The 26,600-nt window shown below is 73.8% G+C and carries 19 protein-coding genes and 2 pseudogenes; 5 read left to right on the forward strand and 16 right to left on the reverse strand.

Translation table 11 applies throughout. The features are described 5' to 3' along the window. Positions 1–2 precede the first annotated feature (2 nt). Positions 3–1,193: a serine/threonine-protein kinase gene (locus tag ACQEVU_RS30140; RefSeq protein WP_433329403.1), complete on the reverse strand. Its 1,191-nt coding sequence runs from the start codon at positions 1,191–1,193 to the stop codon at positions 3–5. A 500-nt stretch (positions 1,194–1,693) separates the two neighbouring features. On the opposite strand from ACQEVU_RS30140, the gene ACQEVU_RS30145 reads away from it, so the two are divergent. Further along, positions 1,694–1,879, forward strand: a complete 186-nt coding sequence (locus ACQEVU_RS30145) for a hypothetical protein (protein WP_433329405.1) — start codon at positions 1,694–1,696, stop codon at positions 1,877–1,879. Positions 1,880–1,907: 28 nt separating this feature from the next. On the opposite strand, the gene ACQEVU_RS30150 is transcribed toward ACQEVU_RS30145, so the two are convergent. From ACQEVU_RS30150 to ACQEVU_RS30160, 3 genes are read right to left on the reverse strand one after another with little or no spacing between them, the layout of a single operon-like run. Further along, positions 1,908–4,184, reverse strand: coding sequence for a heavy metal translocating P-type ATPase (locus ACQEVU_RS30150; protein WP_433329407.1), 2,277 nt, complete (start codon positions 4,182–4,184; stop codon positions 1,908–1,910). Between the two features lie 11 nt (positions 4,185–4,195). Next, complete coding sequence (locus ACQEVU_RS30155; RefSeq protein ID WP_433329409.1) at positions 4,196–5,089, reverse strand: hypothetical protein; 894 nt, start codon at positions 5,087–5,089, stop codon at positions 4,196–4,198. A 2-nt stretch (positions 5,090–5,091) separates the two neighbouring features. After that, positions 5,092–5,268: a heavy-metal-associated domain-containing protein gene (locus ACQEVU_RS30160; RefSeq protein WP_433335136.1), complete on the reverse strand. Its 177-nt coding sequence runs from the start codon at positions 5,266–5,268 to the stop codon at positions 5,092–5,094. A gap of 202 nt (positions 5,269–5,470) precedes the next feature. Here ACQEVU_RS30160 and ACQEVU_RS30165 point away from each other — a divergent pair, with 202 nt between their 5' ends. Next, positions 5,471–5,761, forward strand: a complete 291-nt coding sequence (locus tag ACQEVU_RS30165) for a metal-sensitive transcriptional regulator (protein WP_433329411.1) — start codon at positions 5,471–5,473, stop codon at positions 5,759–5,761. A 139-nt stretch (positions 5,762–5,900) separates the two neighbouring features. Continuing rightward, positions 5,901–6,305, forward strand: a pseudogene (locus ACQEVU_RS30170) (CoA-binding protein); the annotation flags it as partial. A gap of 242 nt (positions 6,306–6,547) precedes the next feature. Here ACQEVU_RS30170 and ACQEVU_RS30175 read toward each other — a convergent pair. After that, the gene (locus ACQEVU_RS30175) at positions 6,548–6,826 is read right to left on the reverse strand and encodes a hypothetical protein (RefSeq protein WP_433329413.1); all 279 of its coding nucleotides are present in this window, start codon (positions 6,824–6,826) and stop codon (positions 6,548–6,550) included. 120 nt (positions 6,827–6,946) lie between these two features. Next, positions 6,947–7,762, reverse strand: a complete 816-nt coding sequence (locus tag ACQEVU_RS30180) for a DUF305 domain-containing protein (protein ID WP_433329415.1) — start codon at positions 7,760–7,762, stop codon at positions 6,947–6,949. Between the two features lie 218 nt (positions 7,763–7,980). Here ACQEVU_RS30180 and ACQEVU_RS30185 point away from each other — a divergent pair, with 218 nt between their 5' ends. Next, positions 7,981–8,832, forward strand: coding sequence for a universal stress protein (locus ACQEVU_RS30185; RefSeq protein ID WP_433329417.1), 852 nt, complete (start codon positions 7,981–7,983; stop codon positions 8,830–8,832). A 55-nt stretch (positions 8,833–8,887) separates the two neighbouring features. Here the strand turns inward: ACQEVU_RS30185 and ACQEVU_RS30190 are convergent. The 9 genes and pseudogenes from ACQEVU_RS30190 to ACQEVU_RS30230 all read right to left on the reverse strand — a co-directional run. After that, positions 8,888–9,007 (reverse strand): annotated as a pseudogene (locus tag ACQEVU_RS30190) (universal stress protein); the annotation flags it as partial. A 147-nt stretch (positions 9,008–9,154) separates the two neighbouring features. Beyond that, a complete protein-coding gene (locus ACQEVU_RS30195; RefSeq protein ID WP_433329419.1) occupies positions 9,155–10,357 on the reverse strand; it encodes a glycosyltransferase family 87 protein in 1,203 nt (400 codons plus the stop codon). 71 nt (positions 10,358–10,428) lie between these two features. Then, entirely contained in the window at positions 10,429–11,358 is a 930-nt protein-coding gene (locus ACQEVU_RS30200) for an FkbM family methyltransferase (protein WP_433329421.1), read from the reverse strand. Further along, the gene (locus ACQEVU_RS30205; RefSeq protein ID WP_433329423.1) at positions 11,346–15,002 is read right to left on the reverse strand and encodes a hypothetical protein; all 3,657 of its coding nucleotides are present in this window, start codon (positions 15,000–15,002) and stop codon (positions 11,346–11,348) included. The genes ACQEVU_RS30200 and ACQEVU_RS30205 overlap by 13 nt, the downstream gene beginning before the upstream one ends. Further along, complete coding sequence (locus ACQEVU_RS30210) at positions 14,984–15,799, reverse strand: glycosyltransferase family 2 protein (protein ID WP_433329425.1); 816 nt, start codon at positions 15,797–15,799, stop codon at positions 14,984–14,986. Before ACQEVU_RS30210 ends, ACQEVU_RS30205 begins: the two co-directional genes overlap by 19 nt. Further along, positions 15,796–16,884 (reverse strand): glycosyltransferase family 4 protein, encoded by a 1,089-nt coding sequence (locus tag ACQEVU_RS30215; protein WP_433329427.1) that lies wholly within the window; start codon positions 16,882–16,884, stop codon positions 15,796–15,798. Before ACQEVU_RS30215 ends, ACQEVU_RS30210 begins: the two co-directional genes overlap by 4 nt. A 1-nt stretch (position 16,885) precedes the next feature. After that, a complete protein-coding gene (locus ACQEVU_RS30220; RefSeq protein WP_433329429.1) occupies positions 16,886–18,898 on the reverse strand; it encodes a glycosyltransferase in 2,013 nt (670 codons plus the stop codon). Positions 18,899–19,103: 205 nt separating this feature from the next. Further along, positions 19,104–20,558: a WS/DGAT/MGAT family O-acyltransferase gene (locus tag ACQEVU_RS30225; RefSeq protein ID WP_433329431.1), complete on the reverse strand. Its 1,455-nt coding sequence runs from the start codon at positions 20,556–20,558 to the stop codon at positions 19,104–19,106. A gap of 59 nt (positions 20,559–20,617) precedes the next feature. Further along, positions 20,618–22,963, reverse strand: coding sequence for a heavy metal translocating P-type ATPase (locus ACQEVU_RS30230; protein WP_433329433.1), 2,346 nt, complete (start codon positions 22,961–22,963; stop codon positions 20,618–20,620). A 234-nt stretch (positions 22,964–23,197) separates the two neighbouring features. Between ACQEVU_RS30230 and ACQEVU_RS30235 the strand changes: the two genes are divergently transcribed. Further along, a complete protein-coding gene (locus tag ACQEVU_RS30235) occupies positions 23,198–23,443 on the forward strand; it encodes a hypothetical protein (RefSeq protein ID WP_433329435.1) in 246 nt (81 codons plus the stop codon). Positions 23,444–23,550: 107 nt separating this feature from the next. Here the strand turns inward: ACQEVU_RS30235 and ACQEVU_RS30240 are convergent, their stop codons facing one another. Beyond that, positions 23,551–26,544 carry a hypothetical protein gene (locus tag ACQEVU_RS30240; protein WP_433329437.1) on the reverse strand — a complete coding sequence of 998 codons (2,994 nt, stop codon included), beginning with the start codon at positions 26,542–26,544 and terminating at the stop codon, positions 23,551–23,553. Positions 26,545–26,600: the final 56 nt, after the last annotated feature.

Raw genomic sequence — 26,600 nt, forward strand, 5'->3', positions numbered from 1 at the left:
GATCAGCGAGTGTCCGGCGAGCCGGACGCCGCCGGCGTAGGCGAGGTGCTCGGCTCAGCGGAGGCCGACGGCGTGGGCGAGGTGCTCGACTCGGCGGAGGCCGAGGGCACGGCCGAAGCCGACGGCGAGCCGGACGCCGACGGGCCGGCCGTCTTGGACACAGACGGTGTCGCGGACGGGGCAGCAGACGGGGCAGTGGAAGGACCGGCCGCCGGCGGACGGGCCGTGTGCGAGCTGGGCACCGGCCTGGGCACGGAGGTGGTCGCCGGCGGGCGCGCGGGAACCTCGGCGGGCACGCAGCCGCTCCGGTCGAGCGCGGCGTCGGCGCAGGGATGGTCGTCCGGCGGCACGGCCGCGACACCGGGCGGGTGGCCGAACCACGGCAGGCCGCCCGATCCGACCTGGCCCAGGGCCGCTGCGCCGCCCACCAGCAGAGCGGCCACGCCGGCCACGGCAACCGCGGCGCCCAACGTCCATCGCGTCCGACCGGACCGCCGCGGCGCAAGGCGGCGGCCGGCCGCGACCGGGAGGTCGGCCGTCGCGTCCGCCAGACCGGCGAGGATCACCGCGGCCTCGTCACTGCTGGGCAGGGTGGCCGGGTCGCCGGATGCGCAGCGGTCGACGAACGCCACCAGGGCCTGCGGGGCCCGCCGGGCGGCGCCGGCGGCCAGGCAGCGGGTCAGCATCACACCCAGCGCTTGGATGTCGCGCGCCGCGGCGTCAAAGTCCTCGGCCATGTCGCCGCCGAACCCGATCACCTTGGCGCCGACGTCCGTGAGTATCACGTGGCTCGGGGCCAGCCGGCCGTGGCTCACCCACCGGCCGTGTGCCTCGCAGAGGGCGGCGGCGATGTCGGCGCCGATGCGCGCGGTCTCCTGCCAGGACAGTCGTCCAGCCTCGAGCCGGGCCTGCAGTGACAGCCCGTCGGCGAACTCCATCACCATGAACGGCACGGCGCCGCGCCCGGGGAGCTCGGTGACGCCCACGTCGTACACCGCGGCGACACTGGAGTGGCTGAGGCCGGCGGCGGTCCGTCCCGCGGCGAGGAACCGCGTGCGCTGTTCGTCGCGGTCGGCCCGGAGCAGCCGGACCGCCACCGTCCGGCGCAGCACCGTGTCGTGACCGCGCCACACCTCGGCCGTGGCGCCGACGCCGATGATCCGCTCCAGGCCGTACCGGCCTTCCAGCTCCATCGCGCCGTCGCGCCCTTCTCGTCCGCCGGGTGTGTCGTTGAACCCGTGATCCAAGTATCGCCGTCCGGACGGCCCTCTGCACGGCATTACCAGGGATGTTGCACGAGTGCAATATTTCGCGTGTGCGGCGGCCGTGGGTGTGACGGTCGTGTGTCATTCGCTCGCGCACCGTCAGCGACCCTGGCCACCGGGGAAGGGGATGAGTAGCGTGCAAAATCCGGTGATGGCGTTGCACGGAAGGGTTGCCGCGGTGTCGACAGTTGCCCGGCGGTACCGGCTGGTGAGCGAGGCCGGTGCGGGTGGCATGGCCGAGGTGTGGCGCGCCGTCGGCCGCCCGGATGTCCCGGCCCGCCTCGAACTCGGCGGGACCTCGACCGGCCCGACGCCGGATTTCCGACCGCCGTCAAGCCGGACGGCATCCCGTGCCGGCGCACCGTGCCGATCTACACCGTCGCCGCCGGCAGCTGACCCACCCCAGACCCACGGGAGGTGATCGCACGATGCTCGTCACGGACGACCAGGACGCCGCGGAGGTCTCCTGTGACCGCTGCGGCGCCGTGTTCCGGCTCGCCGGGGTCGAACCGGAGGCGCTGTGGGCGCGGGCGCAGGCCGACGGCTGGCAGGCGGAGCGGCTCGGCGGCGTGTGGTGGCACCGCTGCCCGTCGTGTGCCCACCGTTTCAGCTGAGCATCGGTTCCCACAGCAGGCCCAGCGGTCAGGTGGTGCCGGGGCCGGCGCCCTGGTCCGCCGGGCGGGCGGGCCGGAAGCGGCGCAGCCGCAGGCTGTTGGTGACGACGAACACCGACGACAACGCCATCGCCGCGCCGGCGAGCATCGGGTTGAGCAGCCCGGCTGCGGCGAGGGGCAGGGCGGCGACGTTGTAGGCGAAGGCCCAGAACAGGTTGCTCTGGATGGTGCGCAGGGTGCGGCGGGAGAGCCGGATCGCGTCGGCGGCGGCGGTCAGGTCGCCGCGGACGAGGGTCAGGTCGGCGGCCTCGATCGCCACGTCGGTACCGGTGCCCATGGCCAGGCCGAGGTCGGCCTGGGCGAGCGCGGCGGCGTCGTTGACCCCGTCGCCGACCATGGCGACGACCTTGCCGTCGGCCTGCAGGCGTTTGACGACGTCGACCTTGTCGGCCGGCAGGACCTCGGCGATGACGTCGTCGATGCCGACCTGATCGGCGACGGCGCGGGCGGCGGCGCCGTTGTCGCCGGTGAGCAGGATCGGGGTCAGGCCGAGCCGGCGCAGCGCGGCGATCGCGGCCGGGCTGGTCGGTTTGACCGCGTCGCCGACGGTGAGCAGCCCGCGGGCCTGCCCGTCCCAGCCGGCCAGGATCGCGGTGAGCCCGCGCTGCTCGGCGGCCGCCTGGGCGTCGCGGAGCTCCGCGGGGACCGTCAGGCCGTCGTCGAGCAGGAGCCGGGCCCGGCCGACGGTGGCGGTGCGGCCGTCGACGACCCCACGGACCCCGAGTCCTTCGACGTTGCCGAACCCGGTGACGGCGGGCAGGGGGCCGTGCCGGTCGGTCGCCGCGGCGGTGACGGCCCGCGCGATCGGGTGTTCGGAGGCGGCCTCGAGCGCTCCGGCGGTGCGCAGCAGGTCGGCGGGGTCGGTGCCGGGGGCGGGGATGACGTCGTGCAGGGTCATGTGGCCGGTGGTGACGGTGCCGGTCTTGTCCAGCACGACGGTGTCGACGCGCCGGGTGGACTCCAGGGCCTCGGGGCCCTTGATGAGGATGCCGAGCTGGGCGCCGCGGCCGGTGCCGACGAGCAGCGCGGTCGGGGTGGCCAGGCCCAGCGCGCAGGGGCAGGCGATGATGAGCACGGCGACGGCGGCGGTGAACGCGGCGGTCGTCCCGGTGCCGGTGCCGATCCAGTAGCCGAGGGTGACCACGGCGAGTGCGATGACGATCGGCACGAACACGCCGGAGATCCGGTCGGCCAGGCGTTGCACGGCGGCCTTGCCCGCCTGGGCCTGCTCGACCAGCTTCGCCATCTGGGCCAGTTGGGTGTCGGCGCCGATCCGGGTGGCGCGCACGACGAGCCGGCCGCCGGCGTTGACGGTCGCGCCGACGACCGCGTCGCCGGGTCCGACCTCGACCGGGACCGGTTCGCCGGTGAGCATGCTGGCGTCGACGGCGGAGGTGCCGTCCTCGACGACGCCGTCGGTGGCGACCTTCTCCCCCGGCCGCACCACGAACCGGTCACCGACCGTCAGCTGGTCGATGGGGATGCGGGTCTCGGCGCCGTCGCGCAGGATGGCGACGTCCTTGGCGCCGAGTTCGAGCAGGGCGCGTAGCGCGGCGCCGGCGCGGCGCTTGGCGCGGGACTCGAAGTAGCGACCGGCGAGGATGAAGAGAGTGACGCCGGCGGCGGCCTCGAGGTAGATGTTGCCGGCGCCGTCGGTGCGCTGGATGGACAGTTCGAACGGGTGGGTCATGCCGGGGGTGCCGGCCGTGCCGAGGAACAGCGCCCACAGCGACCAGCCGAACGCGGCGAGCGTACCGAGGGAGACGAGGGTGTCCATGGTGGCGGCGCCGTGGCGCAGGTTCGTCCACGCGGCCTTGTGGAACGGCCACCCGCCGTAGACGACGACCGGCGCGGCCAGGGTCAGCGACGCCCACTGCCAGTAGGTGAACTGCCATGCCGGCACCATGGCGAGGGCGATGACGGGCACGGCGAGCGCCAGGCCGACCAGCAGCCGGGTGCGCAGCGGATCATGCTGCGGCTGGTCCGGGGTCGCCGGCGGTTCGGGGGTGGGCACGGCGGCGGTGTAGCCGGTCTGCTCCACGGTGGCGATGAGGTCGGCCGGGGTGACCGGGCCGGTGTAGGTGACGGTGGCCTTCTCGGTGGCGTAGTTGACGCTGGCGGTGACCCCGTCGAGACGGTTGAGCTTCTTCTCGATCCGCATGGCGCAGGAGGCGCAGGTCATGCCGCCGATCGCGAGCTCGAGGTGCTGCGGTACCGCGATCAGCGGCTGGCTCCGGGTGCTCATCGATGCCTCCTTCAGCTGTGCGCGGGGCCGGCGACGGCGGTGAACGCGGCGGTGCGGACGACGCCGTCGTGCTGGAAGTCCAGGAACAGGCGGTACGCGCCGGCGCTGGGCACCTCGGCGAGGAACGTGACCCGCGGCCCGGCGGTGGTGGTGCCGTCGCCGGGCGTGCCCTCCGGGTGCACGTGCAGGTAGGCCAGGTCGCCGTCGCGCAGCGCGACGAGGTGGCCGTAGGCGCCCAGGTACGGCTGCAGGTCGGTGACCGGGCGGCCGTCGCGCGTGACGGTCAGGGTCAGCTTCGAGGCGGTGCCGGGCGTGAGATCGCCGTCGAGGGTGACGGTGTACCCGTCCACGACCGCGGTCCGCCCGGCCGCCGGCAGCGCCTGCGGCCGGTAGTCGCCGGGCGCGGGCACGTCGACGCCGAGGGTCAGGCCCCGGTCGTGTCCGGCCGGCCGGAAGTCGGCGAAGACCCGGTACTGCCCGGCGCCGGCCACCGCGAGAGGAACCGTCCAGGTGCCGTCGGGCTGGCGCTGCGGGTGCAGGTGCTGGAACCCGGTCAGGTCGCGGCGGACCACGATCAGGTGCAGTTCCTTGTCGTGGCTGACCGTGTAGGCGGTGACCGGGTGGGCGTCGGGGCCGAGGATGCGGAACACGAACGGCGCCGCCGTGGTGCTCAGGGTGGTGGTCAGCGGCTGCAGGCGGTAGCCGTCCTCGGTCACCTGCAGGCCGCCCGGCAGGTCCGCCGCCGGGCCGGCGGGGTGCTCGGCGTGCCCGGCGGCGGCGCCGTGGGTGTCGGTGTGGGCGGGCGGGGCGGCGGCCGGGCCGGCAATCCTGCCGACCCCGGTCGCGGCGGCGAACAGCGCCGCCAGACCCAGCACGTACGCGCCCAGCTTGTGCGGGGTGCGCACGGCTAGCTCACCACCTGATATCCGGCCTCGTCGACCGCGGCGCGGACCGCCGCGTGGTCGAGCGGCTCATCGCTGGTCAGCGTGACGAGCCCGCCGGCCAGGTCGACGCGGATGTCCCGGACGCCGTCGAGCTTACCCAGTTCACCGCTGACGGACTGGACGCAGTGGCCGCAGGTCATGCCGGTCACGGTGTACGTCTGCTGCGTCGTCACGACGATCTCCCTCACTCTCGGGTTCCAACGTCCACTAGTACCATACCGCTACCCCCTAGGGGTATCCAGTCATGCGTGGCGTAGACAACGTCCGTGTGGCGTGCATCGCTTCGGCGACCGCCGGCGCGATCGTTGGCGATACCCCCCAGGGGTTCGCTAGAGTCGGACCATGACGACGCCCGTGCGCGGGTACACCGCGACGAAGGACCAGCTCCAGAGCCGCCTGCGCCGCATCGAGGGCCAGGTCCGCGGTGTGGAGAAGATGGTCGACGAGGATCGGTACTGCATCGACGTCCTCACCCAGATCAGCGCGATCCAGGCCGCCCTGGACAAGGTCGCGCTCGGCCTGCTCGACGACCACGCGCGGCACTGCATGCACCACGGCGCGGAAGAGGGCAAGGGCGAGGAGATGGCCACCGAGATGATGGCCGCCGTCGGCCGGCTGCTACGCCGCGGCTGAGTCGCACGCCCCCGGTCGCGGTGATCCGGCCCCAACCGTGTTGCGGGACCTTCGGCCCTGCACGGGGGGCCTGCGGCGAGCTAAGGCTGGAGAGGTACGAAGCAACGTCCGGCTCGAGCATCGAGGGGAGATGAGTCCGATGCGCACCGCACGGGAGATTCTGGCGGATGCGCGGACGATCGCCGTGGTGGGAGCGTCCCACGACCCGCTCAAAGCCGGGTTCTGGGTGCCGAAGATGCTGCAGGAGCAGGGGTGGCGGATCATCCCGGTCACCCTGCACGCCGACCGGCTCTTCGACGAACACGTCTACGGCCGCGTCGCCGACATCCCGTTCCGCGTCGACGTGGTGAACGTCTTCCGCCCGGCGCAGGACGCGCCCGAGATCGTGCGGGAGGCCGCGGCGATCGGCGCCAGCGCCGTCTGGCTGCAGCTGGGCATCACCAGCGCGCCCGCCCGGGCGCTCGCCGCGCAGGCCGGCCTGGACTACGTCGAAGACACCTGCATCGGCATGGAACGCACCCTGTCCCAGATGGTCGCCGGCGGCTACACGCCCGCCAGCCAGGTGTACCACGGCGTCGACCCACAGCCGGGGCCCGCTGCCGGGCGGCGCCCGACCCGCCGGCTCGACGGGCACGCCGATCGCCGGCGCGTCGACCGGCGGCGCTCGGTGTGGTGGCGGATGCACCCCGCACACAACGCGACCCAGGGCCAAGCGCCGACCACGGCCGGCCGCCGGACCTGACCGGGCGGCGCCGCGGGACATCGTCCCATGTGGACGGTCGGCGGTCACGGGTCGAGCGGTGTGAGCGGAGGATGGCGATGCGCCTCCCGCTCGGCCAGGATGGCCATGTCCCGCCGGTACTGTTCGGCCGACAGGTACCCGGCGAGCAGCCACTCTGTGAGCACGGCCTCGGCCCGCTCGGCTCGCGGCGAAGCCGGGGGCAGTCCGAGCGGCTCCCGGCTCCGGCGCCTGGCGACCCATGCGCTGAAGGACGACAACAACGCCAACGCCACCAGGACGATCACGAAGACGGCGAACTCCACCGCGATCACCCCCGTCGGCATCCGGGCTTCTACCCAACTGTTGCTCGGCCGGTTTCCGGCAGCAACCGGAGCAAGCAGACCCCACCCCGCGCTTCCCACCCCCAGACGGCCAGATGAGAGGCCGTGACGGGGATCAGCTGCTCATGAGTGCCCCTGCCCGGCCAGCGGCTGCATCGCGACGATCTCGGCCTGCTGCGTCTGCACGATGCGGCCGGCGAGAGCCTTGGCGTCCGGGTTGGTGCCGTGGGCGAGCTCGGCCTGGGCCATCATGATCGCGCCCTGGTGGTGAGCGATCATCATCTGGACGAAGAGCCGATTGAAGTCGCTGCCGGTCGCCGCCTTCAGCTTTGCCATGTCGGCGCTGGACATCATGCCCGGCATCGCCGGCATTCCACTGGGCATCACCCCACTGGGCATCCCGTTCGGCTTCATGCCATGTGGCATGCCGCTCGGCATGCACTGCGGGCCGGGGCAGCTCGGCATCGTGGTCGGCCGACCCCACGCGGCCAGCCAGCCCTTCATCGTCGCGATCTCCGCCCTCTGCTCCGTACCGATCTTCGTGGCGACCTGCTTGACGCCCGGATCGGTCGCCTTCGTCGCGGCGAGCGCGGACATCTCCACGGCTTGCTCATGGTGCGGAATCATCATCTGCACGAACAGCGCGTCGGCATTGTTGTACGTCGGGTTGACGCTCACGCTGCCGTTGCCGGGCGAGACGGGAGCCTGACCGCTGCTTGCCGTGTCGCTGCAGCCGGCGAGCGTGACGGTGGCGGTGAGTGCGGCACCGACCAGCACGGCCGGCCCCCGGATGGAGTGCTTCATGGCCCACCAGACTCTTTTCGGCTCGGTGTGGGACTGGTCCACCCCGAACGCGGGCGATATCGCGCAGATCGCGTGGCGCCGGAAATGCCCTCTGGTCCGCAACCGGATCTGGCCCTGTCCCACGCTCGCGGGCATCCGGCCGGCATCTTCCCGAACCGAGTGGCGATATGCGAGCGCAACATCACCGACCGGGGCTTCATCCGGAGGCTGCCTCGCAAGCATCAGCGACCGGTCAGGCCGTGCCACCCGTCCCAAGCCGGGCCGAAAGCCCTGCCGTCGGCGGCTGCGCCGCGGCATGGTGAAGGTGGAAGGCCGTCTCCGGCGGCACTCCGGCCGACACGAGGGGGCGCGTCATGACCGCCGACCACCGCCCGGTCATCGTGGGTGTCGACGGCTCGCCAGCCAGCCTCGGGGCGGTTCGCTGGGCCGCCGACGAGGCGATACGCCATGGGCAGCCGCTACAGATCACGCACGCCCTGGGCGTTGCCGACCCCTTCGAACAGGCGGCGGACGAGCACGAGCTCGCCCTGCAAGCCGCCGCCGAGGCCCGCAACTGGCAGCCCTGTCTGCGCAACGTCACCACCTCCACCTGGCACGGCAGCCCGGCCCGGATGCTCGTCGAACAGTCCCGGCACGCGAGCCTCGTCGTCGTGGGCAGCCGCGGAACGGGCGGCTTCCAGTCGCTGCTGCTCGGCTCGGTCGGACTGCAGTTGGCCGCACACGCACACTGCCCGGTGCTCGTCGTCCATCACGCCGAACGCTGGGCGGAACCAGGAGGCCCGCTGCCGCAGCACGGGCCCATCGTCGTCGGTGCCGACGGCTCGGCGCCCTCCGAACTCGCGGTGGAGCTGGCCTTCGCGGAGGCCGCCTCACGCGGCGTGGCACTGACCGCGGTGCGTGCCTGGCAGGAGCCGCCGCACCGCTGGGGCCGCAGTGTGGACCCGGCCCGGCTCGCCAGCGCGGCGCAGCACGTCCTGGTCGCCCAGGTGGAGCCGTGGCGGGCCAAATACCCCACGGTGGAGGTCCAGCTGCGCGCCGTACAGGGCACGGCGGCACCCGTGGTGGTCTCCGAGGCAATCGACGCGCTCATGGTCGTGCTCGGCCCTCGCGGGCAGGGCGGCTTCGAGGGACTCCGGCTCGGCTCGGTGACGCAGCAGGTGCTGGAGCACGCATCCGTGCCGGTCCTCGTCGCCCGGCATCGCTGAACATCCACACGCGCCGATCATCCTGATGCCGGAACGGCCGCCTACCGGCGTGCTGTCACCGAACGACAACGACCGGGCAGGCCGCATAGTGAATGGCCGCCTGGCTCACCGAGCCCAGCAGCAGGCCGGTGAAACCGCCGCGACCGCGTGAGCCGACGACCAGCAGCTCGGCGCCGGCGGACAGCTCGGTCAGCACTGCGGCGGCCGAGCACGAACTCGCCGGGACAACGTCGTCGCAGACGTCCACCGCAACGTCGTCGCAGACGTCCACCGCACCGTGAACCGGCGCGAGCAACCGCCTGGACCGCCGCCGGGGCCCCGCTCAGCCGGAGGACGACGTAGCCGCGAGGCGCTCCGGCTCGGGCGCGGCCGGCTGGGCCGGCAGTTCCAGCCACGACGGGGCCGCCTCACGGCGCAAGGTGCGCACCAGCAGCAGGGTGCCCGCGACGACCATCCAGGCGAAGGGCTTGGCCGCCTGCCGGTAGTCGGTGTGGCCGCCGTCGAGGAAGTCCACGCCGATGAACTGCAGCGAGCGCACCAGGGGTACCAAGGCGATCCAGAACCACACGGAGCGGGCCGTCGAGCCGCGGACCACCACGCCGGCGACCAGCGGCGGGAGCACCACCAGCGGGTAGTAGCCGAACGCGGGGGTGCTGACCAGGAACGTGCCGATCATCAGGATCGCCGACGTGTCGACGAGGCGCAGGCGCTGGTCGCCGCCGTTGCGCCAGCGCAGCAGCGCGGCGGCGACGGTGAGGCCGAGCACCGCCATCCGCACGATCGCCAGGAGCGCACCGTCAATGCCGATCCGGGGCAGCATGGCCGGCAGGGACGAGTCGTACGGCCGGGCGAACTCGTCCTGGCCGCCGAGCAGGAACGGCAGCGTCCGGGTGAAGAACAGGCCCGGCTCGGGCAGCAGCGGCGTCACCACCGCGCAGACGGCGATCGGGATGCCGGCCGCCGCGGCCAGCCCCCGCCACTTGCGGGCGAGCAGGAACACCAGCCCGATCGGCACCAGCATCGGCTTGACCGCGATCGACACGCCGATCACCACGCCCGCGGCGAGCCATCGCCCGCGCCCCATGAGCAGCAGCGCGACCGACATCAGGGCCGCCACCGGCGCGGTCCAGTTGCCCAGCTCGACGACGCTGACGGTCGGGTTGAACAGCGCGAACGCGGCGACGCCGGCGACCCCGAGCCAGGAGCGCAGGCCGACGTCGAACAGCCGCAGCGCCGCCCACCAGCCGACCAGCAGCAGTGCCGCCAGCCCCCACGGGAACAGCCGCTCCAGCTGGGTGTCGGACAGCGGGGTGAGGGCCAGCGCGAACGGCACGCTCGACGGCGGGTACAGGAACCGGTTCGACTCGTACGGCGAGCCGCCGTCGAGCAGCCGGCGCACCGCGTCGACCACGAACCGGTTGTCCATGCTGTGCATGTGGCCGGTGAGCGAGATGCGCACCAGCTCCTGGACGAGCAGCGCATAGGCACCGGCCAGGACAACCCAGGGCGCTCGGCTCTTGAGCATGGCGAGAAGCGTAGCCATCGGCCGGGTGCGGACGGCGCGTGATTCTCCTGCTCACCCGCTCGCGGCCACGGTCAGGCGGATCGCCGGTAGTCCTCGATGACCTCGACGTGCGCCGGGTTCGCCGCCGCGACCAGGTTGAGGTTGACCCTCCGGCCGGCGTGCCGTGCGAGCTGGTCCCGCGTGCAGCGCCACAGCCGTCCGCGCGGCTCGTCGATCGCGAAGACGTGCCGGTAGCCGGCGAAGACGATGTCGAGGAGCTCGCCCGGCGGGAAGCCCGCGTTGCGCAGGTGCCTCGGTACGAACTCCACCAGCAGCGTGGGCCGGTACTCGTGCAGTGGCCGGGCCGCCCCGCGCAGGACGTAACCGTCGTAGCCTTCGACGTCGACCTTCAGCAGATCGACCGGCGACCCGGCCCCGAGGTGGTCGGACAGGCTGGTGACGCGCACCGGCAGCGCGCCGCGGCCGCCGCCGGTCACCGCGGCGGCGAGCGAGTGGTTGCCGGAGCCGGACGCGAGGTGGATCATCGTCGCTCCGGGTGCCTCGCCCACCGCGCAGGGCTCCACCGTGACCCGGTCGGACCGGCCGTTCTGCGCGAGATTGCGCTGGAGCAGGGCGAGGTTCGCGGGTACCGGTTCGAAGGCGGTCAGCCGCCCGCCGGGCGGCAGATGCGCGGCGCCCACGCAGGCGTAGATGCCGATGTTGGCACCGACGTCGATGACGTCCCGGCTGGCGGCGGCGAGGCGTTCGAACAGGTCCAGCTCGATCGACTCGTAGAACCCGCCGATCAGGCCCGCTGTGAAGACGTGGTCGTCGGCCGGTGGCGTCAGCCGCAGGCCCCGGAAGTCCACCGTGCGCTCCCGGCCGCCCCAGACCGCCCGGACGGTCTTGCGGTACGCCCATCCCACCAGTGGCAGCCGCTGCGCCGGCGTGTTCGCCAGTGCGCCGCGGGCCAGCTTGATCACCGCGATCGGTGCCTTGTGCCGCAGACCTAGGCCCGCCACGCCGGCACCCCCGGTCGCCGGACGCGCGCCACCGCCGCGCCGGCGACGAGCGCGAGCATCGCCAGGGCGGTCAGGATCGAGCTCGCCAACGCGACCGAGCTCCACCGGCTGGGCGCGTAGACGAGGGCGAGATCAGCATCGCCGGTGCCGCTGACCTGCCAGGCGTTGGCGTACCCGGACACGGTCAGATGCCGGGCCGTCCAGCCGGGCGGGAGGCCGGTCAGCTGCCAGCCGTGGGCGTACGACTCGGGCAGGACCAGGGTGAACCGGCCGGCCGCGCCGTGGACGTCGGCCCGGTAGCGCGATGGCGACACCGTGGTCGCTTGTATCTGCGGTACGCGCGCGGCCGTGACGTCGATCGGGACGGCCCGGACTGTGACCAGTGCGGTCCGGGTCAGGCTGACGTTGCGGTACGCGATCCTGGTCGGCACCATGTTCGTCGCGTCCGCGAACACCTGCGGCGTGATGCTGGTGGTCCCGGCCGGCGCCCGGATCAGGGCGGTCATCGTCTGCCAGCTACCGCTGCGGGTGAGGCCGGTGGTGCCGGCGCACCGCCCGGCCGGGGCCAGCGCCAGGCAGACTCTGGGTGTCTGGCCGAAGCCGGTGCGGTAGTCGACGACGAACCGGTACGTCGCGCCCGGCACGGCGGCCACCGGGTCAAGCTGGGCGCACCGGCCGAGACTCGGCGCGTCCAGCAGCAGGGTGCGATCCGGCTGGAGCGTGACAAGCGGGCCGCCCGGGCTCCAGCCCGAACGGCCGCCGGCAGCGAAGCAGTTCCCGTATGCGGCAGCGCCGGCGGCGGTCGTGGACACCTGGCGGCGCACGGTCATCGTGTGCCGGCCGGCCGACAGGGCGAGCGTCGACGGCGGCGCCGGTACCGTCGGCAGCGTGGCCGATCCCACCTCGCGCAGCGGCGTCACCTCGAGGTCGCGGTACTCGGCGGCGCCCGATCCGGTACCCGATTCGGCATAGACGTACAGCCGCGCGGCGACCACGTCCGGAAGCAGCCGGGTGACGGCGGTGTACTGCGACCATCCGGCCGCGGCCGGCGGGGCGGGTAGCGGCGCGCACCGCGCCGGCCCGTCCTGCCACAGGCACAGGCCCGGCGTGGCGGCGCCCGCGCTGCGGACCTGGAACCGGATCCGGTACGTGCCCGCGTCGGTGAGCTGGACCGCAGCCTCCGCACAGACGCGTCCCGAGCGTACGGCCAGGCGCAGCGGGTTCCCGCCGGCCGGGGTGCCGGGAACACCGGTACAGTCGGCGGCGCTGCGGAACGGCCCGGTCAACCCGGTGCCGCGCGCGGTCGCATAAGCCGTCACGGTCGTGCCGGGTCCCGCCGCGACCACGTCGCCGCCGGCCGGCATCGCCCGCACGGTCCCGGCCACCTCGAGGCCGACCACGTTCGGGTCGGCCAGCTCCATGCTCACCGGCGGCCGGCTCGGCAGCGGGTGTCCGTCGACGGCCACGCTGTCGGTGTCGGTGAAGGTCAACCGGCCGTCGTTCAGGGCGGCCCGGTAGCTGGCGTCCGGACCGGGCCGCTCGAGCCGGTACCGTCCGGCCGTGGCGAGCGTGAAGCTCAGGTCGCCGGAGCCGGCAGTCACCCCGGTGAACGCGTCGACCGGTTGGCCCGGATCGGCGCTGCCGGCCTCGCCGTCGGGCAGCGCGGCCGCCACCCGGGCCAGCGTGTCCGGGTCGGGCGCCTGGATGCCGGTCAGCCGGCCGCGCGCCGACACCGGGCCGGGACCGGTCAGGCGATAGAGCGTGGCGACCCCGAACCGGCCGGCCTGGCCGCCGCCGACGATGCCGGCCAGCGCGGCGTCCAGCCGGTCCGGGTCAGCGCTGAGGGGACCGTCGAAGGACGCCGGCATGAGGTCGTGCCGGACGATCACGGTGTCCACCCCGAGTGCCCGCAGCGCGCCGCGCCAGGACTGCTGATCGCCGTCCAGCAGGGCCTCCTGCGCCTCGATGATCAGATCTTTCACGGCGGGCAGGTCGTCGTAGTACCCGCCCGGCAGCAGGTGCAGCGTCGGCCGCTTGAGCAGCTGCGCGGGGATCACGTCGACACCGCGGTACCCCCAGTCGGTGGCCACCATGTAGTGGTTCAGGTTGACCGGGAGGGTGAGGACCTTGCCCGCGCCGGGAGTCGCGTTGACCTCGTCGGCCAGCCGGTGCCAGCCGGCCGGAACGGCTACCCGGGAGCTCGGAGTCTCGCCGTGCGTCCGGTCCGGGAGCGCCGAGCCGGTCCACATCGGCGAGGGGAAGGCCAGCGCGCCCAGTACCGCCCCGGCGGCGACGGCCTGCGGCACCATTCCCACCAGGCGCGGTGGCAGCCCGCCGAACGTCCGGTGCCGACGCAACCAGGATGCCGTCGCCAGGCGGGGCGCCAGTTCGACCGCACGGTCGATCGCGAGCGCGGCCAGCGATGTGTAGATCAGCACCGTGGGTACGCCCAGCTTGCTGGCCGGGTCGCGGATCAGCCACATGCCGGGCACGTGGTCGTACAGCCACAGGTTGACCCCGCCCACTTTGGACGATCGGATGCCGGTCGACAGGAACAGCAGCACCAGCCCGACGCCCGCGACCAGCCACGCGGCCCGCCGTCGCCGGCCGCCGCCCGCGAGCACCACGCCGGCGAGCGCCAGCAATGGAAACAGCCAGTGCAGCGTGGCCCGCAGGCCACTGCTGAGCGACGCGGCGAAGGGAAACAGGCCGGGCACGTTCCACGCCCAGCTCGCGTTCAGCGTCACGACGTTGGCCGCGCTGTTGCGGGCGTGCGTCCACGCCCAGTCCCGGATGTCGGTCACCGCCGAGAACGCCACGCCGGCCGGGGACAGCAGGTGCTGCGCGAACGGTACGACCCACCACAGGTTGAGTAGCACCACCCAGGGCAGGGCCCGGATCAGCAGGAGCGAGACCCGGTGCAGCGCCCGCCGGCCGCCCACCAGCCCGGCCGCGACCGGGATGAACAGCACGGTCAGGATCGTCATCAGCAGCCACGGCGGATTGAGCGCGACGTAGGCCGCCGGCAGCGTCGCCGCGCCGAACGCGATCGGCTTGATCGGCCGCCCCGCCGCCGCCCGGGCGGCCATTCCGGCCAGCAGGCCGGTCAGCCCGATCGCCAGTGGCGGCAGCGGATTCGGCAGCCACACCAGGAGATACACGTTGAAGCTGCCGAGCAGCCCGGCCGCGGCCACCGCCACCGGCCGGCGCACCCACGCGCCAGCGAGGTAGCCGGCGCCGAAGGTGCACAAGCCGAAGCACAGCACGTACAGCAGCCACTGGGCGACCGGTGCGCCCAGGCCGATCAGCCCGAGGCTCCGGATCAGGAGGACCTCGATGAGCTGGAGGATTGCCGTGGACGTGGAGCCCGCGCCGGTGGCCTGGTGGCTCCACGAGCCGGTCACCTCGCCGCCGAGGCTGTCCCGGACGAACGGCGGGACGTCGCCGCCGGCCGCGAACCGGCCCGAAGAGAACCAGGTCAGGGTGGCCAGGGCCGTGATCGCGACCGGGGCCGCGTAGGCGACGAGCGGGAAACGCCAGGCTGCCCAGCGCAGGAGCGGGCGGTTGCCGCTCTCGGGCGGCGGCGGCCGGTCGCCCGCACGGGCGGGCAGGAGCGTCTGGTTGGTCACAACCGGGCGGCCCATTTGCCCTCGTGCGCGCCGAGCGCCAGGCCGCTCCACTCCGTCGTCTTGAGGAGCAGGAGTCCGGCGAACCGGTGCGGGGCACGCAGGACCAGCCCGGGGTGCGACAGCAGCGCCGGCCGGCCGAGGGGGCGCGGCACAGCCTGCTGTGCCTTGCGGTACCGGGGCAGCCAGCGTCCGTAGTACCGCTTCTTGTGGAACGCCCTGCGCAGGCTGATCCGGCCCTCGTCGTGCATGATGAACGACGACACGCGCCCGAGCCGGTAGCCGGCCGCCAGGACCCGGTCGGGCAGCTCCCAGTCCTCGAACCCGGTGATGTCCTCGTCGTAGCCGCCGACCTTGTCCAGGACCTGCCGGGGGAACGCCCGGGCCGCCTCCACCCGGCTGTCGCCCAGATACAGCCGCTTCTCCAGCGCCCGGCACCGGGCCAGGAAGCCGTCTCCGAACGCGAGTTCCGGGATGACCAGCGCGCCGAGGTCCGGGCCGGCCCGGAATGCGTCGACCACCTCGGCGACGATGTCGCCGGCCAGCACCATGTCGGCGTCGATGAAGATGACGTACTCGCCGGAGCTGATCCGCCAGCCGTGGTTGCGCTGCGCGCTGCGCTCGGGTCCGCAGGTGGCAACCACGTCCGCGTGGTCGCGAGCGATCGCCGTCGTCGCGTCGGTGGAACGGTTGTCCACCACGACCAGCTCGACGTGGGGATACGACTGGGCGCGGATGCTGGTCAGGCAGCGCGCCAGCGTGCGTTGCGTGTTCAGTGTCGGGACGACCACGGAGATCAGCGGACCGGTTGTCATCGAAGCTCCCTGTCGGGTTGTGGACGGCTGCGGGTGGTCGCTTCGGTCAGCACCGTGTCCGCCACGGTGTCCCAGTCCGCCGCGCCGCCCCGCCAGCCGCGGGCCGCGGGCGCCGCCGTCCATTTCGGCAGCCCGTGCGCCAGCGCGGCCGCCAGGGCGGCGGGCGTCGGCTCGACCAGTACGCCGCCGGCCGGCGGTATCGAGTCCCGCAGTCCCGGCCGGTCGTAGCCGACCGCCGGGGTGCCCATGGCGGCCGCCTCGTCCACGACCAGCCCCCACCCTTCCCGTACCGACGTCACCACCAGGACGTGCGCCCGGGCCAGCAGTTCGTCCCGCTCCGCGCGGCTGACCCGGCCGAACAGGGTCACCCCGGACCCCGCGCGAGCGGCGAGAGCGGCCCGCTGTGGTCCGTCTCCGACGAACCACATCTGGGCCGTGGGCACCCGCTCTCGCAGCAGGTGGTACGCGGCGAGGGCCGCCAGCGGCCCCTTGTTGCTGGCCAGCCGGCCCACGAAGACGACGGTCGGGTGAGGCTCGCGGGGCACGTCCGGCCGGGGCCGGCGGGCGATCCCCGCCGGCACCACGGTCACGTCGCGCAGCCCGTACTGCCGTAGGGAGTCCTGACTGGACGGTGACACGGTCAGCACCCGGACCTTGCGGTACCGCCGCAGCCAGGCCGGCTCCAGCACGTACCGGCCGAGCAGGGCCACCGGCGGCGGCATCTCGTAGTGCCAGATCTCGCGGCAGACCTGATGGATCAGGGCGACCACCGGGGTGTCGCCCGCCCACCGCGGACAGCCGAAGGGGCGGGTGTTCACCTCGTCCATCACCAGGTCGAACCGGCCGCGGCCGGCGCTGCGGTAGTAGTCGCGGGCGGCCGGATACACGCCCAGCCGCCCGCCGTGCCGCACCACGCGTACCCCGTCGATGTCCTCGACCGCCGGCGCGCCGTCGACGGCCGCGCAGAACTGGGTCACCATGTGTCCGGCGGCGACCCAGCGCCGGGCGATCTCGTGCGTGTACACCTCGGCGCCGCCGGCCTGCGGGTGGCGCAGGTCCTTCCAGTTGCAGACCAGGATCCGCATCTCAGGGCACCTCGGTCAGCACGGGGCGGTACACCACGTCCGGCCGGGCGGCGGCCGGTGCGTCGGCCGTTCCGGCGGCCGGCAACTGGTACTCGGCGCGCACCCGCAGCCGCCAGCCGAGCCGGAGGGTGTCGCCGAACATCCGCAGCACCGCGCGTGCCGTCACCGTCGAGCGGTCCACCCGGTACAGGCTGATCGGCGCGGCGAGGATGCGCCGGTACCCGAGCCGGTTGGCCAGTGCCAGGATCTCGACGTCCAGCACGAACCGCCGCTCCTCGCAGTACGGCAGGATGTCGGCGATCAGCTGGCGGCGGAAGACCTTCAGACCGACCTGCGTGTCGCGGACCGGCAGGGACGGGAACAACAACCGGACCAGGAGCCGGTACCCGGCCGAGCACACGTTGCGGGTCCACGAGGCATCGGCGTCGATCATCGTGAGCGGATGGCGCTTGTCGCCGACGACGCCGTCCGGTTCGTACAGCTCGATCAGCCGCACGAACGATCGCCACAGCACCGGATCCAGGTCGCCGTCGGCGTCGATGAACCCGAGGTAGCGGCCGTTGCCGGCCAGCAGCCCGCACCGCAACGCGGCGCCCTTGCCCTGGTGTTCGGGCAGCGCCAAGCGCCGCACGGCCGGCCCCAGGTCGCTGATGCTGCCCGCGCTGCCGTCCGTGGAGCCGTCATCGACCGCGATGATCTCGAAACTGACCCCGCACCCGCTCAGCTCCTCCCGCAGATGCCGCAGGTTGGCGCGCAGCGCGGGGCCCGGGTTGTAGTACGGCACCACCACGGTCAGGTCGACCGGAGCCTCCGGTTCGGCCAGTCGCCGGCGCCCGCGATCCGGCGTGGCCGACGGAGTGCGTCGCACGACCGACCAGACCGCGCCGGCAAGCGGCAGCGCTGCCGCGGGAAGCATCACGATCGCCAGCGCCAGCGGGCCGGTGTGCCACACCGCGACACCGACCGCCGCCACCGCAACGCCGAGCCAGGCGACACCGGCGCCCGAGCCCGATCGGGCGATGTTGTACTGCACCAGGACCCACAGCAGGCCGATGCCGCACGTCGCGCCCGCCATCACCGCGATCACGTGCACCGGCACCTGGAAGGTGCTGCCGAATACCAGCGGCACCAGCCACGGGCTCAGCACGGTCAGCACGATCATCGCGGGGACGAGGACGGCCGCCGAACCGAGCAGCGTCCGGCCCAGCAGGCGGCGCGCACGTGCCACATCCGCGGCGGCGAACGCGGGCAGCACCGCCATCGAGATCGCGTGCGGCCCGTACAGGGCCGCGTGCAGCGCGGTCGCCGCCGCCGAGTACCGGCCGGCGACCACCGGATCGAGCAGTTGGCGGGCGGCGATCGTGTCCACGCCGGTCAGCAGCCACAGCCCCGAGTACGCCGCCACGCCGCCGACCGCCGTTCTGGCGCCCAGCCGCAGCGATACCGCGCCGGCCCGTTCACCCGCTCGCCGACGGCTCGCGCGGTACAGCGCGGACGCCTGGAGCGAGTCGGCGACGACCGACGCGGCGACCGCCCCGGACACCCCGAGCCCGGCCTCGATGAACAGCACGGCGACGCCGACACGTACCACCGTCGAGGCGACCGCGACGGCCCCGACGGTACCGAAGCGGCCCTGCCCGCACAGCAGGCCCCACGGCACCACCATCGCGGCCAGCGGCACGCAGTACAGCGCCAGGCACAGGGCCGGCCAGACCGACGTGAGCCGGAGCAGCCGCTGGACGAGCGGCGCGGCCAGGAGCATCGCACCCGTGCAGAGCGCCCCGATCGTGAGGGCGCGGCCGAGCAGTACCCGTCCGTCGACCGGACGACCCGACTGAACGAGCCGCGCGGTGCGGGCGGTCACCAGCGCCTGGAACCCGCCGGCCGGCACCGTCATCAACGTGATCAGCACCAGCAGCGAGCCGAACGCACCGTACGCGGCCGGGCCGAGCATACGGCTGACCACGACGTGGAACGTCAGGTTGCCGACGCCCACAACGGCCAGAGCCACCATGAACGACAGACCGCCCGCCCCCATGGCGGACGGGAACCGCGCCCGCCTCGCCGGCCCGGGAACCGCGATGCCGCACCCGGTACCCTGGAGTTCGGCCGTGCCGTCCGTTGCCATTGCCCCCCCAGCGACGCATCCCGACGAGCACCCCAACTCGCCTGCAACGGGCTGCTCAGCACCGCGCGCTCCTTGCCCAGGCCGTTCCCGTTCAAACCGGGGCTCTGCGAAGTCCGGCCCTGGCGCAGGACTTCAGCTCTTGGGACGCTTCCCGCAGGTAACCGGCGAGGTGCCAGATATTCGGGACCATCGTCGGGTCGGCGATGATGCCGATGGCGATCCCGCCGTCGTAGGACAACGCGGTGATGCCGAGGCCGCCACTGGCGTCCGTGACTGCCGACACCGGATACATCGCGAGGACTCGCCGGCCGCACAGGTACAGCGGGTGCTGCGGGCCGGGCACGTTGGAGACGACAAGATTGATCACCGGCGAGGTGTGCGCGATCAGGCTGAACGCCGCACGATCGCCCAGGCCGGTCAGCGCGGTGGGCATGCCTTCGCTCCACGTTTGCAGCCATGGGGCGGGGGCCAACTTGCGTCGGTCCTTGATCCTGCGCATCGCGGCGTGCACCGCCTGCAACCGCTCGCGCGGATCGGCGATCTGGGTGGGCAGGGAGGTGATCATCAGCGTGACCTGATTGCCGGCCCCGGCCCCGTCCGCCTCCCGCAGCGAGAACGGTACGGCGGTCACCAACGGCTCCTCCGGCAGCGCGCCACGGTCGAGCAGCCACCGCCGTACGGCCGCCGCGGTCAACGTCATCACCACGTCGTTGACCGTCACCCCGAACGCGTTTTTGATCCACTTCACCTCGTCCAGCCGCAGCGTGGTGAAGGCGAAGCTGCGGCGCGAGGAGACCGGGCCGTTGAAGGGCGTCCGAGGCGCAGTCAGCCGCGGCAGCACGGGCACCTGCTCACCCTTGGCCAGGCAACGGGTCGCCGACCGGATCGTCCCGGACACCCGGGCCGCGCCGGGCAACCGGGACACCAGCGGAATCTCGTCGAGGTACGGCACCGTCTCGAGCAGGCATCGCACCAGACGCACTGGACCGGCGACCAACCGGGCCCCAGCACGCACCAGCACCTCAGCCGATCCAGGGGCGTAGTCGGGCGCCGCCGGCGGCGCGGGCGCCCGGCGCGGGGGACGAGGCTCCCGGTCCAGGACCGCGGCCAGGATCTGCGCCCCGCCGACGCCATCGACCGTCGCGTGGTGCAGCTTCACGTACACCGCGCTACGCCCGCCGCGCAGCCCGTGGATGAGGTACATCTCCCAGAGCGGACGGCGCCGGTCCAGCCGGCGCCCGTGCAGCCGGGCGACCTGCGCGGCCAGCTGCCGATCGCTTCCGGGATGGGGCAGCCGCGTCTCCCGGACGTGATAGCCCAGGTCGACCGCTTCCGCCTCCACCCAGTACGGGCGATCCAGGCCGAACGGCACCGGCATGATCCGCTGCCGCAGCGGCGCGACCAGTGCGCTGCGCTCCCCCACCAGCGCCACCAGGTCGTTGCGGGAACACTCCCCGTCAAGCACCGAAAGGCCCCCGATGTTGGCGACACCGGCATCGGTCTCCAACGACAGAAACTGCGCGTCCAACGCACTGAGCTGGCGCACCACACACCTCCTGGCCGCGCCATGCGGATTCGCCCTACCGGGCCGGCGACCGAGACGGATCAGGTCTCGACCGCCGCCGGCGGCATGAGACTGAATGCGTTCTCCTCCTCCTGGGCGTTGTGCAGGCGCATGATGGCGTACAAGCCGTAGAGCCCGGCGCGCAGGTCGCTGACCTCCTCGGGCTGCGGCCCGTCGCCGACATCCCGTACGGCGCGCCGCAGCCGGCGGACCTGATGCTCGATCTCGGCGTGGGTCCGGCTGAGCGCCCCGGTCGGGTCCGGGCCGCCGAGGGCGCGGGCGACGATCGGCAGCAGCTGGGCCTCCTCGGCCCGCTCGTGCGGGAGCAGGTCGCCTTCGAGCCGGTCCAGCAGTTCGCGCAGGGGCCCGAGATCAGCCGCGGTGACGGAGAGGTCGTCGGCGACGGCGCGGATCTGCTCCACGAGTGGCCGGATGGCGGCGTGCTGCGCGTACAGCTGCCGGGCGGCTTCGAGGTCGGCGGCCGGCAGGGTGACGGTGTGCATGCGGCCTGGCAGCAGGACCGTCAGGGCGAGGCCGATGGCCGCGACATCGATCACCTCCTGCAGGATCGCCCCGGCCACCGGCGTCAGCAGCCCGGCCGCGGCCGGGACCATCGCCGCCAGCGACAGGGCCATGCCGAGCCCGGCCGCGCGGCGGGCGATGCGGTGGCTGCGCCGGGCGATGAGCATCGCATCGGCGAGGCCGTCGACGCGATCCGCCGTGAGCACGACGTCGGCGGCCTCGGCCGAAGCGGTGGCGCCGCGTGCGGCCAGGGCCACGCCGACACCGGCGGCGGCGAGAGCGGGGGCGTCGTTGACCCCGTCGCCGACCATGATCGTCGGTGCGGTGTCCTGTTCGGCGCGGACGATGGCGAGCTTGTCGGCGGGGTCGCGGTCGGCGTACACCGCGTCGAGCCCCACGATGCGCCCCACGGTCTCCGCGATGTCGGCCCGGTCACCCGTGACCAGGATCGCGCGTTCGATGCCCGCGTCCCGCAGGGTCCGCATCATCCGCGGTGCGTCCGGCCGGAGCGGATCGGCGAGCAGCAGTACCCCGGCGGGCCGGCCGTCCACCGCCGCGAACACGGTCAGCGATCCGTCCAGCGCGGCTCGGCGGCGCGCCCGGCGCACCCAGTCCGGCGCCGAGCCGTCGACGATCCAGGCGGCTTTGCCCAGGCGTACCGGCCGGCCGTCCACCGTCCCTTCGATGCCGAAGCCGTGCCGTTCGCGCACCTCGGACGCCGGCGAGAGCGGCAGCCGGCGGTCGCGGGCGGCCGTGACGAGGGGCGCCGCGAGCACGTGCGCCGAGGACTGGTCGAGCGAGGCGGACAACCGCAGCACCTCGTCGGCCGGCACCTCGCCGGCCGCGATCACCCCGGTCAGCATCGGCCGCCCGCGGGTGAGCGTCCCGGTCTTGTCGAACAGCAGGACCCGCCCGGCGGCCAGCCGCTCGAGGGCGGCGCCGCCCTTGAGGATCACGCCGTGCCGGGCCGCCCGGGACAGCCCCGACATGATCGCGATCGGGGCCGCGAGCAGCAGCGGGCACGGGGTCGCCACGACGAGCACGGCCACCGCGCGTACGGCCTGGCCCGACGCCGCCCACGTCAACCCGGCCACCAGCAGCGTGAGGGGGACGAAAGCAACCGCGAACCGGTCGGCGATGCGGACGAACGGCGCGCTGCTCGCCTGGGCCTGCTCGACCAGGCGCACGACGCCCGCGTACGTCGACGCGGCGGCGGTCTCGGTGGCCAGCATCCGCGTCACCGGGCCGGCGTTGATGACACCGCTGCGGATGTCGTCGCCGGCGCGACGCTCGACCGGCAACGGCTCACCCGACAGCGCCGACTCGTCGAACACGCCGCCGGCGAGCAGTCTCCCGTCGACCGGCACCAGCTCACCGGCGCCGACCAGCAGCCGGTCACCGACCGCGACACGGTCCACGGGGATCTCGTCCACGCCGTCCGGCCCTTCGCGGCGGGCGGTCCTCGGCGCGCCGGCGGCCAGGCGGCTGAGCTCCCGGCGGGCCCGCGCCGACGCGCGCGCCTCCAGGACGCTGCCCGTGAACAGCATCACCGCGATCACGGCCCCCGCGAGCGGCTCGCCGACCAGCAGCGCACCGGCCAGCGCGAGCCACGCGATGACGTCCACCGACGGCTGGCGGCGGCGCAGCGCCATCGCGATGGTGACCGTCGAGTACGCCAACCCGACCAGCGTCGCCCCGGCCCACACCGCCGAGGCCCACGGCGCCGCGCCCGCGGCAGCGGCCGCAATCCCGGCGAGCAGCAGCAGGGCCACGACAGCGAACAGGATGACGCCCCGGGCGGCCCACAGCCGCGAAAGTGGCGGCTCGGAGCGACCACCTTGGTCGGCCGCGATGCTGTCCGGCATGGGTCTGCCCTCCTTCAGTCCACGATCTCCTTTCCGCGCGGCAGCGCCCAGTGCCGAAAGTCCCGGCCTGCTCCGCAGAGGGTGAGGCGGGGTGGGGCGGGCATGGCGGTTAGCAGGTATCCGCGGGTGCGGAAACCGGCAGCCGGAGAATGCAGGTGGCGGCGAGGCCATCCCTCATCGGTACGAGAGAGCGTGGAGACACCGCCCCAGCCCCCTGCGAAGAGGTGAACCGCCATGACGACCTACACGGTTGACCCGGTGCTGTGCATGGCACTGTTCGTCTCCGACGCCCCTCAGACGTACGACCTGGACAACTGCACCATTCGCGACGTCGTCGCGCGCACCCTCGAACTGCTCGGCCCGAACGAGTGCTACGCCCGCGCCGCTGAAGAGTTCGGCAATCACCCCGAGGTCGCGCTCCCCCGCATCACGTGGGCCCGCGAGCTGTGTGCCCGGGCGATGACTCTCACCACCGTCTGACCGGGCCACGCGCCGGCCGCATGGCAAACGGCCGGGTCGGCCCGGGGACGAGCGGCGCCACCGTGCCGACCGCGCCTCATGGCCGATCGGCGCCGGTGGAGCGCCGGTCAGGCGTCGGCGAGGCCGGCCTGCGCCTCCTCCATCCGCGCGGCCAGGTCGGGGCGGACCCGCCAGATCGCGATGAGGTCGCGGCGCAGCTGGAGCCGCTGCGACCACATCACGGCGCGGCCGTGCTCGAGCTGCTCCACGGCCCGGCCGGGCCGCCCGTCCCCGGCGGTGTGCGCGGCGGCGAGGCTCGCGACGGCCGAGTGGTCCGCCAGGACCCGTTCGCGGTCGCCGCCGGCCCGCCAGGCGGCCCGGGGCAGCAGGTCCAGCGCCGTCGCGAAGGCCTCGTTCGCGCGGCGCGGGCTGCCGTGGCGTTCGGCGAGGTCGCCCCAGGCCATCGCCGCCTCGATGCGGTCGGTGTCGGACGCGAGCGGGGACGTGGCGATCTCCCGCCACGACCGCATCGCCGCCCGCATCTCGCGCGGTGCGCCCGTCGCCTGCCGCAGGAGGGCCAGGTTCTTGACGAGCGCGAGCCGGGACACGCCGGTCACCTCCGGGTGCTCGAGCGCGCGGCGCGCGGCGACCATCGCGGCGTCGAGGTCGCGCACCGTGCCGGAGAGCCGGTACTCGGAGTACAGGCAGCCGGCCAGGGTGGACAGCATCTCCGGCCGGGGCGACTCGTCGGCGGCGGCCCGCGCCAGGGTGGTCGCCTCGCGAAGGTCGGCGACCGCGCCCGCGCGCTCGTGCCGGTTGCGCAGCGCGGCGGCCAGCGCCTGCCGCGCCGCGGCGCGGTCCTCGCCCGGCGCGACGGTCACGAGCTGCCGGCACAGCTCCACGCTCTCGTCCACGTCGGCCCGGCTCGCCGCCGGCCGCTGCGCCGCCGTGAAGACCGCGCCGGCGAGCGTAAAGACGGCCGTGGCGTCGCCGGGCAGGGTGCGGACCGCCCGGCGGGCCGCGTCGATCGCGCCGTCGAGGTCGGCGGTGACGCCGCGGGCCTCGAAGCGCCGGCGCCGGGCGTCGCTCGCCGCGCACAGGAGCCGGGTGCGGTCCGGGTCGCCGGCCGCGAGCGCCAAGCCCCGCTCGGCGTTGTCGACGGCCTGGTCGAGGTCGGCGAGGTCGGCGGTGAACGAGTACCGGTGGGCCAGCGCCTCGCTCAGCAACCCGTGCCGATGGGCGTCGGGCTTCGCGCCGACGGCCGTCGCGGCGGCCCGGCACGCGCCGTCGACGTCGGCGTAGGCCCGCGTCCGGCCGAACCGGGCGGACAGCAGCTCGGCGAGGTACGCCGGGACGTCGGGATGGTCCGGCGCGGCCGCGCACAGCTCGATCGCCTCGTCGAGGTCGGCGGGGGCGTCCCTCGCCATGATCCGGGTCCGCAGTACCGAAATCGCGTTCACGACCGCGCCGTCCCGGATCAGCTGGTCGTCGACGACGACGGCCGCTCCCGCGCGGGCCGCGTCCACCGCGGCATCGAGATGCTCCGCGGCGCCGGTCCGCTCGTACAGCAGCACCAGCCCCTGGCTCAGCGCCGGCAGCATCGCGACGCGGATGGCGGCGTCGGCCCGCGCAGTGGCCGCGACGTCCCGGGCCAGCGCGATGAGCTCGTGCAGGTCGTCGAGCCGCTCCGCGAGCAGGTACCGCTCCAGCAGCGCGGCGACGAGCTCCCCGCGCGCGGTGAGGCGGCGCGTCGAACCGTCGGGCGTGGCCTCGGCGGCCGCCACGGCGTCGCGGCACAGCTGCACGGCCCGGTCGACGGCCCCGGCGTCCGGTTGGCCGTCCAGCAGCGCCTTGGCCTCGGCGAGGATGTCCGACACGGCGTGCTCGGCGTCCTCGCCGTGCATCACCCGGACCGGCTCGCCGGCACCCGACGGCGGATCGACCGTGGCCCGTTCGAGCATCTGCCACAGCACGTCGCGGATCTTGCGGTAGTCGTCCTGCCGCGGGTCGTACGCGCCGATGGCCGCGACCGCGTCATCGATCATGCGGATCGCCTCGGCCAGGTCGCTGGCGATGGGCGCCACGAACAACCGCTGGGTCAGCATGATCGCCAGCCGGGCCGACCAGTCGGGCCGGTCCGGGTCGTCGGCGGCCGTCCCGGCGACGATCTCCCGCAGGACCGCGAGCATCTCGTCGAACTCCGGCCCGGTCTCGTCGTCATCGCCCCGGCGGAACAGCGCGGCCAGGTATCCGTCGGCGATGCGCGCCCAGTGCTCGTGCTCGCGCGGGACACGCCGGTACAGGTCCCGGAAGACCTCGATCGTCTCGACGAGGTCCGCCTCCCGGCCGGCGTGGTCGTACCGGATGCGCAGCGCCATGCCCAGATTCACGCCGACCTTGACGTCGTCGTGCGCGGCGAGCCGCACCACGTCGATGCACCGGTCGAGGTCCTCGAGGTCACCGCCGAGTTCGAACGCGGTCTTGTACGCCCCGGCGAGGCTCGACCGGGCGCGGCCCTGCCATCGCGGGTCCGACGCGCGATCGGCCGCGATCGTGCCGTGCCGGATCGCCTGGCGGGCGTCGCCCACGTCGTGCAGCATCGCTGCGCGCGTCTGGAACGCCACGCACAGCGACTCGTGCAGCGTCGCACCGGCGTCACCGTCGGGGTGCCGGGCAAGCGCGGCGTCGAGCAGGCGGATGCTCTTGCTGAGTATCCGCACGTCGCCGACGTCGATGGCGTGGCGCAGCAGCGCCGGACCCAGCTCGTCGGCCTCGGCGTCGTCGCGCCGCTCGAGCAGCGCGAACGGCAGCCGCAGGATGTCGTCGGGCAGTCCGTGCCAGAACTCGCGCACGATCGTGAACAGCTCGAGCGCCTGCTGCCGGTCCTCGTCCCCGGCGCCGGGCGGCGCCTCGACGAACCGCGCGAGGTGCACCATGCCGATGGTGTACATGCCCCGGATCGCCACGCCGCCGTCACGCGCGTCCAACAGGAGCATGAGCCGCGCCGCCTCGCTGAGGGCGCGTTCGTCGAGCACCGCGTCGACGTCGTCCCCCGCCAGCCACCTGCGTACGCGCAACGTCAGCGCCCGCTGCAACCGCTGGATGCGCATTCTCCGGAACACGCTCGATACTGACGGACGGCGGCGACAGCGCGCTGCCCCTGAGGTGATCCCCGGCG

The organism is Dactylosporangium sp. CA-139066 (assembly GCF_050936175.1).
Taxonomy (GTDB): domain Bacteria; phylum Actinomycetota; class Actinomycetes; order Mycobacteriales; family Micromonosporaceae; genus Dactylosporangium.

Coding starts and splice junctions, on each gene's coding strand:
- ACQEVU_RS30140 (WP_433329403.1), bottom strand. CDS start 1,193: ATGGAGCTGGAAGGCCGGTACGGCCTGGAGCGGATCATCGGCGTCGGC.
- ACQEVU_RS30145 (WP_433329405.1), top strand. CDS start 1,694: ATGCTCGTCACGGACGACCAGGACGCCGCGGAGGTCTCCTGTGACCGC.
- ACQEVU_RS30150 (WP_433329407.1), bottom strand. CDS start 4,184: ATGAGCACCCGGAGCCAGCCGCTGATCGCGGTACCGCAGCACCTCGAG.
- ACQEVU_RS30160 (WP_433335136.1), bottom strand. CDS start 5,268: ATGACCTGCGGCCACTGCGTCCAGTCCGTCAGCGGTGAACTGGGTAAG.
- ACQEVU_RS30165 (WP_433329411.1), top strand. CDS start 5,471: ATGACGACGCCCGTGCGCGGGTACACCGCGACGAAGGACCAGCTCCAG.
- ACQEVU_RS30175 (WP_433329413.1), bottom strand. CDS start 6,826: ATGCCGACGGGGGTGATCGCGGTGGAGTTCGCCGTCTTCGTGATCGTC.
- ACQEVU_RS30180 (WP_433329415.1), bottom strand. CDS start 7,762: ATGCCCGCGAGCGTGGGACAGGGCCAGATCCGGTTGCGGACCAGAGGG.
- ACQEVU_RS30185 (WP_433329417.1), top strand. CDS start 7,981: ATGACCGCCGACCACCGCCCGGTCATCGTGGGTGTCGACGGCTCGCCA.
- ACQEVU_RS30195 (WP_433329419.1), bottom strand. CDS start 10,357: ATGCTCAAGAGCCGAGCGCCCTGGGTTGTCCTGGCCGGTGCCTATGCG.
- ACQEVU_RS30205 (WP_433329423.1), bottom strand. CDS start 15,002: ATGGGCCGCCCGGTTGTGACCAACCAGACGCTCCTGCCCGCCCGTGCG.
- ACQEVU_RS30210 (WP_433329425.1), bottom strand. CDS start 15,799: ATGACAACCGGTCCGCTGATCTCCGTGGTCGTCCCGACACTGAACACG.
- ACQEVU_RS30215 (WP_433329427.1), bottom strand. CDS start 16,884: ATGCGGATCCTGGTCTGCAACTGGAAGGACCTGCGCCACCCGCAGGCC.
- ACQEVU_RS30220 (WP_433329429.1), bottom strand. CDS start 18,898: ATGGTGGCTCTGGCCGTTGTGGGCGTCGGCAACCTGACGTTCCACGTC.
- ACQEVU_RS30230 (WP_433329433.1), bottom strand. CDS start 22,963: ATGCCGGACAGCATCGCGGCCGACCAAGGTGGTCGCTCCGAGCCGCCA.
- ACQEVU_RS30235 (WP_433329435.1), top strand. CDS start 23,198: ATGACGACCTACACGGTTGACCCGGTGCTGTGCATGGCACTGTTCGTC.